Consider the following 9,356-nt stretch of genomic DNA (forward strand, 5'->3'; position numbering starts at 1 on the left):
GATGAAATCATAGAATATGACAAAGGATCAATTCGTTATGGAGAAAATGCTTTGATAATAGCGGTAGAAAAATGTTATTCTAATACAGTTAAAAAACTCATTGAAGCAGGAGCTAATGTAAATGTTTTTGATCAATTTGGAGATTCTGCTCTTGATAATATAGGCAATAAAAGTGAAACCATAAAAAAATACCTTCTTAAAGCAGGAGCTAAAAGTTCTTTAGAGCTTTTAGGCAGTGAAGAAAAACATATAGAGCTTATGAATGAAATGCGAAAAAAAAGAGAAATACAAGATAAAATAAGAAAAGAACGCAAAAAGCAACTTAAGGAAAACTATCTTGCTATCTTAGAAAAAACTCCTTTGACTTTTTGTAAAATAGAAGTTACTGAGGAATAAAAATGAGTCCTATTCATACAGGAAATATAAAATTAATACTGTGCGAGGAGGCGCATTTTTATATAGACTATGAAGAAGATGAAATTGAAAATATCCCCATCATAGGAGCTAAGCTAAAAATATATGATAAAGATAAAAAGAAACTCCTGTATGATAATACTGCTAATAATAAAGGAGAGGTAGAATTTTCCAATGATGAGATTAAAGATGATGTATTAAGTTTTTATATAGAATTAGAGCATCCTGACTTCAAAAAAGAACCTATAGGAGGGCATGTTATTGTAAGAAGTCTAGGCGAACAAGAATATCCTATTTACTTTAGAAGAACTAAACTAAGATTAAAACATGCCCCTTTTGAAAAATTGCCAACTCCTAAAGAATTTAAAAGAGCCCTTGAAGTAAGTGATGAAAAAAGAGAATATTATCAAACAGAGGATGGAGAATTAAGCAATGATTGGAATAGTTTAAAAACCAAAGCAGAGGAACTTTTAGTAAGAAATGAAGCCATCATAGAAAAAACTTATGGTGGAAAAATGGAAAAATTTAAGGACCAAGAAAAACTACTAGAACAAAAAGAAAAAGAAGCCACAACTCAAAGTGAAAAAGATGCCATAGCTAAAGAAAAGGCTAAAATAAAAGATATAAAAGCAAAATGGGAAAGACATGAAAAACAAAAAGAAAAGTTTAAAGAACTAGTAGAAGAACATGAGGAAAAAGACAACACTAAAAAACTTAAAAATTTCATTAATAAAAGTGTAGGAGCTGACTATGCTGAATGGGTTACTTCTCTTGCTCTTTTAAGACATGCTCCTCATCTTTGTCATCAAAGAATCAATGCAGATGGTGTTTTTAAAGAAGATGGAATTCGCAGTGGAAAGGGTAGTGATCCTGACTTTCTTATCACACTTGAAGATAAAAAAAGAATGATAGTAGAGGTTAAAAACTATGGTTATAGCAGTGCTTTAAATTTAACCAATCAAATTTCTTATCAATTAAAATGTGTAAGATTATATGGAATGGATTATGCCATAGCTTGTAATAGAAGTACAGAAATAACCGATTATGGCAATAATTATAATTCTGTTTTTGCAAAACCAAGTAGCCAAGCAGAAATTAAGGCTAGATCAGAAGCAAGGGCTAAGGCTAAAGAAGAATTTAAATATTCTTTAGATTTTAATAAAAAACGTTTCGATAAGTCAAAAGTTCGAGCAGAAAATCCTTTACTGGAAGAAGCTAACAAACTTCTAAAAGATGAAGGGAAAGGTTTAAGATCTGCACTTATAAGAATGTATCAAGAAGCTTTGCAAGGATCGCCTATTTGGGTTTTTATTAAAAGACTTAATTTTAGAAGTAATTTAGGAAAAATCAATGGAGAAGATTTTGATCTGGATAAACATTTTGTGAATTTTTATGCTAATTTGCATGTTCAAGATAGAAAAGCACTTCATGATGAATTGCAAGTTATTTTAGAACCTTAGGAAAACAGTAAAAAATAATCGTAGCAATAAAATCTAATAATTTAAAAGCAAGGATCAAATAGGATAGAGGTAGCCAATAAAGAAAGAAAACAATGTTTTTATCCTTATGAATGCGATGCCTATACTTATTGTTGGGATAAACAAAGAAATTTGTGTCATCATGAAAATATTTTTAATATTGCAAGATTAAATCAAGATAAGAAATTTAACCTTTATAGGCAAAATATTATTAATTTTTCAGATATTAAAGATTTGTCTATTTTTAATGCGCAGCAGCAAATTCAAATCAAAGCTTGTTTAAATCAAGAAATCATCATAAATAAAGATAAAATCAAAGCTTTTTTAGCGACGCTAAGTTATCCCGTGTATCATTTGGACTTTGAAACTTTTTCTCAAGCTATCCCAGAATTTAAAAGAGTTAGGCCATATGAGCAAATTCCTTTTCAATTTTCTTTACATATTGATAATAAGGATAAATTAGAGCATAGGGAATTTTTATCTCAATGCGGAGTCGATCCTAGGGAGCAGTTGGTTAAAAATTTGATCGCTTATATACCAAAAGATGTATGCGTTCTTGCTTATAATGCAAGTTTTGAAAAAGGAGTTATAAGAAAATTAGCGGATTTATATCCTGAATTTAGGGAGCATTTATTAAATATAGAAAGCAATATTAAAGACTTGATGATACCTTTTCAAAATAAAGATTATTATCATTATAAAATGCAAGGGAGCTATTCTATAAAAATGGTTTTACCCGCTTTAATTCCGCAAATGGAACAAGCTTATAAAAATTTGTCTTTAATCCACAATGGAGGCGAAGCGATGCAGAGTTTTGAATCGATGAAAAACATGGATGAATTAACTCAAAATCAATACCGAAAGGCTTTGCTTGAGTATTGCAAACTTGATACTTTAGCGATGGTAAAAATTTTACAGCATTTAGAAGAGGTTGTAAAATAAGATTTTAAATTTATTTTTTTAAATATGCCTTTAAAATATTTTCAAGTTTAGTTTTTAATTTTATAGGAGAGATGATTTTTATATAAGGGATCCACTGTTTGACCAAATTTAAAATTTCATCATCATAAGAAATTTTTGCATTTAAAATATAAGATTTTTCATTTTCATCTATGATTTTGTAATTACTTAAAACCTTTTTTCTGAAAAAATACTCTTTAGCGTTTTTATCTAGTTCTAAAATTACTTCTATTTTTTCTTCTAGCCAAATATTTTTACCTTGATTGATGAGTTCTTTTAAATTTTCATCGGGCTGAAATTTCTTATCACTGATGTTTAGATTGATGATTTTACTAAAATTAAAATGTTTGAGTTTGTGGTTTTCATCTGCCAAAAGATACCAAATTCCTTTATAATTGACAAGTTTATAAGGATTTACTTCGCGTTTCTTTTCTTTATAGTTAAAATATAAAATATTGTGATTGAGTATAGCTGCTGCTATATTCTCAAAGGTGTTATGATCTATTTTTTGAAAACCTTCATTTTTTACCACTAAAACATTATTAATCTTTTGGCTTAACAAATCCGTAATAAAATGTTGATCTAGAGTCGGATAAAGTTCGCTAATACCACTTAAAGAAGCAAAATTTTGTATGTCTTTAAAGCTTAATTGCCCTAAAGCAAAAGATTCAAGAAAGTATTTTCCATTTTCTTTTTGAATGGGCATAAAGGAGAGCCTTTCGTTTAAGTCTCTTTGTATAGTTCTTGCATCGACATTAAATTCTTGTGCAAGCTCTTCTATACTCAATCTTTCCCCATCGTTAAATTTGCATAAAATTTGCGCCAAACGAATGGCTAATTTATCGTGCTCTTTCATGGCTATTTTTCCCAAATGTTATAATTTTGTTAAATTGTGATAAATATTCAGTTTTTTATTTTCACAATATTGGTATTTTTTAGTTTGGATATTTTTATGTTAAAACTAAATAAGCATTTTCATAATTTTCCTTCAAATTTTTAAAGTTTTGTTATCTAGCATAAAGTTATCAAATTCTTTTTGCGTTGCAAAAAGCCCTTTTATCTCAAATTCTTGTGCAAAAGCAATGATGTATTGATTGGCTAAAACATAGTCATCTTTTTCCATTGATTTGCATATGCCATTAAAATTTGTTTCTTCGTTGATTTTTAATTTATAGAGATAGTTATTTGTAAAATTTTTAAGTTTTTCTTGATTTTCTAACATTTTCGGCATAATATCATTATATATTTTTTGAATTTCTTCTTTTCTTTTTTTTGCCATTTCAGCTGCAGCACAAATTCCAAAAAATGCATCTAGTGTTAAATCAATAGTATGAGAAAATGCAATTACTCCAAAAGAGCAAACAAATATCGAGATAGCAATAGATAATGGTGATGCTACCAATGGGGTTAAAATAGGGCTGAGAAATGAAAATATTTTCTCCTCTAGTATAACTCCAAAAGCTACAATTATAGAAGAAAATAAGGATTTTAATATGATTTTAATAAGCTCTTTTTTGCTTTTGATTTTTCCCGATATAAAATCACAAATAGCATTCCATATTGACTTAACTGATTTTCTTAAATTACCCCATAAATTTTTAAGATGTCCTCCTATTTTGGATAACAATTGACTAACAATAACAACTAAACTATCTACAATTCCAAAACTAGCCCCTCTAGCAAAGGCTTCTGAAGAATTTTTTAAAACCGCTTTTAATATTCTTTCTATTCTAATTTTAATATCTTCATGATTTTTATCTATAAATTCAGAGCGCATTTCGTAGATGACACCGCTTGCGAATGTGCTTAGTGCTATAACAATTGCATCGCTGCTTCCTGTCATATATATATTTTCAATAGATTCCCCTATTTGTATCTTTATAACATTATTCACAGCCTGTTGAGGATTTGTATGATTATTTCCATTTTTTTTAAGATAATTAAATTTCTTTTGTTTTTCTTGCAACCGTTCTTTCAATATCTCTTTTTTTTCTTCAGGGGCAATTTTAATTTTTTCTTCTAATTTTTTTATATCCAATTTTGCTTTATTGTAAGTTTCTTCATCTACAGTAACAGATGTTAATTTAACTTTTTCTATTGCATCGAAATATCTATCGTGTTCTTTGGAAAAAATACTACCGCTAATAGCTTTTAATTGTGATAATTCGATAATTTTATCATTTTTATCTATGCTAACGGTATCTACTATTGGATGATTGGTTTTCATAATTTCTTTTAAATTTGGGTTGTTTATAATTTTTTTCATTTCTTTTTCAGAATAATTTGCTGTAATGGTTTTTGTTTTTTCCTCATTTAAAGTGTCAAATTTTTCACCTCTATAAACTCGATCTATTGCTGCCAATTCATCTGTAGTAAAAGTATAAAATCCAGTTTTATTTTTAACATTTTGTATATTTTGTTTTCCGACATGCATTGTTTCATATAATCGTCCAAATCCATTAGGATTTTTTCCATGTTGTTTTGCTTCTTTGGATATATTTGTTGTAAGCTTCGCGCTTTCCACCAAAGCTCCGTATGAGTTATTAAAAATATTAAGACCAAACCTAGCTAAACTTTGAGAGCTCAATTCATCTAAAAATTCGTTAAATAAAGTTTCTCTATTCATTAAAATTCCTTAAATTTAAAGGCGGCTTTTTGCCATCTTTGTTGTTGATTTTTTCTTCTTTGGGTTTTTATTGCTCACCATTTTTGTTATTTATAAAACTATATTCTAGCCATGGGTTTTTCTCTTGATTGCTATGTGGTTCTTGATTTTCTTCATTTGCATCTTCATAATTTATAATTTTATTTGTTTGGTTTTGTGCAAATTCAATTGCTTTTTTAAATTCCTCATTTACAATTCCATCATCGGTTAAAACATTAACTCTACAAATTCCTGTTAATGTTTTAACAAGATTAACAATAAAGCGCAAATACTCCTTTTCTCCTTGTGAATATTTTGCATAATCATTTTCTTTAATAACTATAAGTTTTAGCGTTTGTAACTCTTTACAAAGAAGAGAATCTATTTTTTCAATAACATTCAAAGATTGTGCCACAATTTTTGCAATCGCATCAGTAATTATTTGTGCGGTTTCAAATTCTTTAGCTAAAGCTCTTGCTTTCATGAGATTACTTTCGGCATTATAGAGGGCTTCCTCTCCAGTTTTGGAATACAAGAATCCTCCCACAGCTAAAACCGGTGCAGCCACTATACCACCTAATATAGCTATTCCAACGCTCATTCCAAAGCCACCTGCAGCAATGCTACCTCCTCCAAGCCAAGCTAAGGTGGCATTTGTAGCTGCTGCACCGCTTAATGATGCTATTGCAGTTCCAGTAGATGCCGTTGCTAAAAATCCTACACTACTATAAGCACCAATACCTGCTAATGCTCCAGCTCCTAAGGATGCAATACCTCCTCCAACTAATTTACTGAATTCAATACAGTTTGAATCCAATGTTTTTATAAATTCTTTAATATTAAATTGAAATTCATCTTCTGCAAAATCATCAATTTCAACATTTTTGATTTTTGAAAAAATTTCTATAAAATCTTTAAGAGAATTTTTATGTAAATGAATTTTTGCTTCTCCAAGTTTTTCTAGATATGATTGAGCTTGATTTCTTGATGTCTCTAATTCATTTTTTGCATGATCATAAATTGACTCTGCTTCATTATTTAAATCCTCCGCCTCACTTTTTGCTTTATACCCATCATAAGCTTTTTTTGCACCAAAGGCACCTACTGCAGCAGCTATACCTCCTAAAATAAATGGAACTGGCATGTTAAATCTCCTTTATAAGTTTAATTCTGAATTTTTTATTTAATTTAAATTTTTTTGCAATTTATTGCATATTTTTATATTTTCATTATAAAAGTCATTTTTTTTATAATATTGTGAAAAATATTTTTGATAGATTTCATCAATTTTACAAATCATAGGTCTTGTATCGTAAATCGCACAAGTATTATCTTCTTTGAGATGAATGCAAATTCCATTTTTGTTGAATTTTTGCAATTCTTTTACACCATTAATGCTTTTACAACAAGCTCCGCAAACAGTACATGGAAAAGTATTTATTTGATTTACCCCTCTTTTTTTATAGAATTCATTTTCATTGATTTGTTATTCTATCAAATCCCCTCTCCAGTGTCAATAAATCTTAAATATTCAATAAATAATTAAAATTACCATATTTATTTTAATTTAAAGATAGCGACGGTTAAAAAATCAAATAACTTTTTCTTTTCGCCTTTGCAATTTGGACAAAAACGTTCTGTTCCATCCAAAGCATCACTTTTAGGGCAAGATAAAAAAGTTTTTTTGCATTTTAAACATTTTGTTAATCTCGGTCTAGGTGGTATCATTTATAGTTAGCCTTTAAATTCATCTTCAATGTATCTTTTAAGTGCTTGATCCATAAATTCAGGATAAGAATTGCTCGCTTTTATAGTTTTTATAAGAGTGCAAACGATATTATTTATCTTGACAATTTGATTGAAATTTGTCTTTTCTTCTTCACTAAAATCATTAAAATCTCTTTGATAAATTTTCATAATTTTTTCAATAGGATGAAATTCTCCATCGATCAATTCAGATATTATAAGCGGCATTTTCTTTTCTAAAAGTTCGCTAAGTTGTATTATATTTTGTTTGAAATTTTCATCATTAAATTCAAAGTCTGAAATTTGAAATTCATAACACATAATTTCTTGATCATAATTTTTAGTGCTGAGTAAATATTCTTGATTTTTGTTGAAAATATTTACAAGCTGTGAATTTAACTTTAAAGAATTGTCATGATCGGATTTTTCTTTTTTATAATTTCGGTGGACACTTAGAATTCGCATATGGTTATTGATCATATCTTCTGTGAAAATTTCATAAATCTTTTTTATCCCGTATCCTGTAGCACCAAGAGCTATGCCACCTAATATAATTTTTTTAAACATTTTTTTCTCCTTAATTTAAAATTATGAGGAAAGTATAAAATACTCTTGCGACAGGTTATGTCATGAAATTTTTATTTTTTTTTGACACAACCTTTCATATTTTTTCATTAAAATACTTATTAAAGGAGGATTTATGTTATCGGTAATTTTATTTTTAATCGTGGGTTTTGTTAGTTTTATCCTAATAGGAGTTTTTCGGGTGTTACTTCTTCGAGTGTTACTTCTTGCTTTTGTGTTGATAGTATTTTTTATAAATAAAAGATATGGATTTTTAAATTTTACAGGTATTTTGTTTTTGTTAGTAGTTATTGCATGGTTGATTAAACAATATAAAAATAAATTATAGGGCAATATCAAAAAAAATTATTCAATATTTAAAAAATGAATTCATAATATCATCGTTTATTTTAAAAAATTTATAATGTAAAATACATTTTTTTAACAATATTTATTTAATAATAATTAAATTCTTTAAATTTATTTCCTGCAAATATATAAATTTTCAATATAAAAAATATTTTTTATTTTTATCATTACAAATTTTTATTATTAAATGTAATAATTATTACTATATAATTGCAATTTTTATTTTAATTACAAAAGGAGAATATGTGAGAAGTTTAAAAATTAAGTTTTCACTCATTACAAACGTAATATCTATTACAATACTAATCGTTTTGGGAATAGCTACTTATTTATTTGTAAGCAAGTTGATACATGAAGAAGTTTTAAGAAATGAGCATAATTATATAAAAATGGCAAAGAATTCTATTACATTTTTTAATGAAAAAAATTTAAAAACTCTTAAAGGTTATGCAAAAAATATTTTAGAACTTCCTTATGAAAAAATAAATAATCAACAAGTTTTAATGGAAAATATAGGTGAAGAACTTAAACTTTTAAGGGATGCTGGAGGATTTTTGGCAGTTTATATTGCTCAACCTAATGGAGAATTAATTGTTTCTGATACTGATTCTGATTCTAAAGGGTTAGATTTTGGTATTTATGGAAAAGCAGATAATTATGATGCAAGAACAAAAGAATATTATCAAGAAGCTTTAAAAACAAATGATGTATATGTAACATCCTCATATATCGATGCTACTTCTAAACTTCCTTGTTTTACCTACTCTAAAGCCCTATACAAAGATGGTAAATTTATTGGAGTTTTGGCAATCGATGTTTTAACTAAAGATTTACAACAAGAGTATGAGGCAAATCCTGGAAGAACTTTTGCATTTGATAAAAACAATAAAATTTTTGCAGCGACAGATAAATTTCAATTATCGCAAGAATACGATGCCTCTCATATTGCAATTCCTGCTAAAGAAAAAGCAGATTTTGAACCTTTTGAATACACAAGAAAAAAAGACGGTTCTCGCGGACTTGCAATGTGCGTTAAAGTAGGAGAAAATAGGGTTTGCACTGGCCAATCAATTAGCAAAATTGAGGAACCTATTAATAAAATGAATTATATTCAAATTATAATTATATCAATTGCTATTATAATTAATTTTGTACTAATTTACGCATTAACAGCCAAACTC

Annotated in this window: 10 protein-coding genes and 1 pseudogene; 5 read left to right on the forward strand and 6 right to left on the reverse strand. The window is 27.8% G+C overall.

The window, feature by feature from the left end; all coding sequences use genetic code 11:
• The 3 genes and pseudogenes from H2280_RS07620 to H2280_RS07630 all read left to right on the forward strand — a co-directional run.
• A pseudogene (locus H2280_RS07620) lies at positions 1-396 on the forward strand (ankyrin repeat domain-containing protein); the annotation flags it as partial.
• Positions 397-398: 2 nt separating this feature from the next.
• The gene (locus H2280_RS07625) at positions 399-1,874 is read left to right on the forward strand and encodes a hypothetical protein (protein ID WP_337216146.1); all 1,476 of its coding nucleotides are present in this window, start codon (positions 399-401) and stop codon (positions 1,872-1,874) included.
• A gap of 150 nt (positions 1,875-2,024) precedes the next feature.
• Entirely contained in the window at positions 2,025-2,834 is an 810-nt protein-coding gene (locus H2280_RS07630; protein ID WP_337216147.1) for a DUF2779 domain-containing protein, read from the forward strand.
• Positions 2,835-2,844: 10 nt separating this feature from the next.
• On the opposite strand, the gene H2280_RS07635 is transcribed toward H2280_RS07630, so the two are convergent.
• The 6 genes from H2280_RS07635 to H2280_RS07660 all read right to left on the reverse strand — a co-directional run bounded on the left by H2280_RS07635 (position 2,845) and on the right by H2280_RS07660 (position 7,809).
• Positions 2,845-3,708: a helix-turn-helix transcriptional regulator gene (locus H2280_RS07635; RefSeq protein ID WP_137622723.1), complete on the reverse strand. Its 864-nt coding sequence runs from the start codon at positions 3,706-3,708 to the stop codon at positions 2,845-2,847.
• A gap of 132 nt (positions 3,709-3,840) precedes the next feature.
• Positions 3,841-5,478: a hypothetical protein gene (locus H2280_RS07640; RefSeq protein ID WP_337216148.1), complete on the reverse strand. Its 1,638-nt coding sequence runs from the start codon at positions 5,476-5,478 to the stop codon at positions 3,841-3,843.
• 67 nt (positions 5,479-5,545) lie between these two features.
• A complete protein-coding gene (locus tag H2280_RS07645) occupies positions 5,546-6,640 on the reverse strand; it encodes a hypothetical protein (RefSeq protein ID WP_337216149.1) in 1,095 nt (364 codons plus the stop codon).
• Between the two features lie 39 nt (positions 6,641-6,679).
• Complete coding sequence (locus H2280_RS07650; protein ID WP_337216154.1) at positions 6,680-6,979, reverse strand: YkgJ family cysteine cluster protein; 300 nt, start codon at positions 6,977-6,979, stop codon at positions 6,680-6,682.
• A 74-nt stretch (positions 6,980-7,053) separates the two neighbouring features.
• The gene (locus H2280_RS07655; protein ID WP_337216150.1) at positions 7,054-7,224 is read right to left on the reverse strand and encodes a hypothetical protein; all 171 of its coding nucleotides are present in this window, start codon (positions 7,222-7,224) and stop codon (positions 7,054-7,056) included.
• A 6-nt stretch (positions 7,225-7,230) separates the two neighbouring features.
• Complete coding sequence (locus tag H2280_RS07660; RefSeq protein WP_337216151.1) at positions 7,231-7,809, reverse strand: hypothetical protein; 579 nt, start codon at positions 7,807-7,809, stop codon at positions 7,231-7,233.
• 133 nt (positions 7,810-7,942) lie between these two features.
• Between H2280_RS07660 and H2280_RS07665 the strand changes: the two genes are divergently transcribed.
• Together H2280_RS07665 and H2280_RS07670 are read left to right on the forward strand one after the other, a co-directional pair.
• Positions 7,943-8,155, forward strand: a complete 213-nt coding sequence (locus H2280_RS07665; RefSeq protein WP_337216152.1) for a hypothetical protein — start codon at positions 7,943-7,945, stop codon at positions 8,153-8,155.
• Between the two features lie 265 nt (positions 8,156-8,420).
• Positions 8,421-9,356: PDC sensor domain-containing protein (locus tag H2280_RS07670; RefSeq protein ID WP_337216153.1), on the forward strand; the 936-nt coding region annotated here is incomplete at its 3' end.

The organism is Campylobacter sp. 2457A (assembly GCF_020135895.1).
Classification (GTDB): domain Bacteria; phylum Campylobacterota; class Campylobacteria; order Campylobacterales; family Campylobacteraceae; genus Campylobacter_D; species Campylobacter_D taeniopygiae.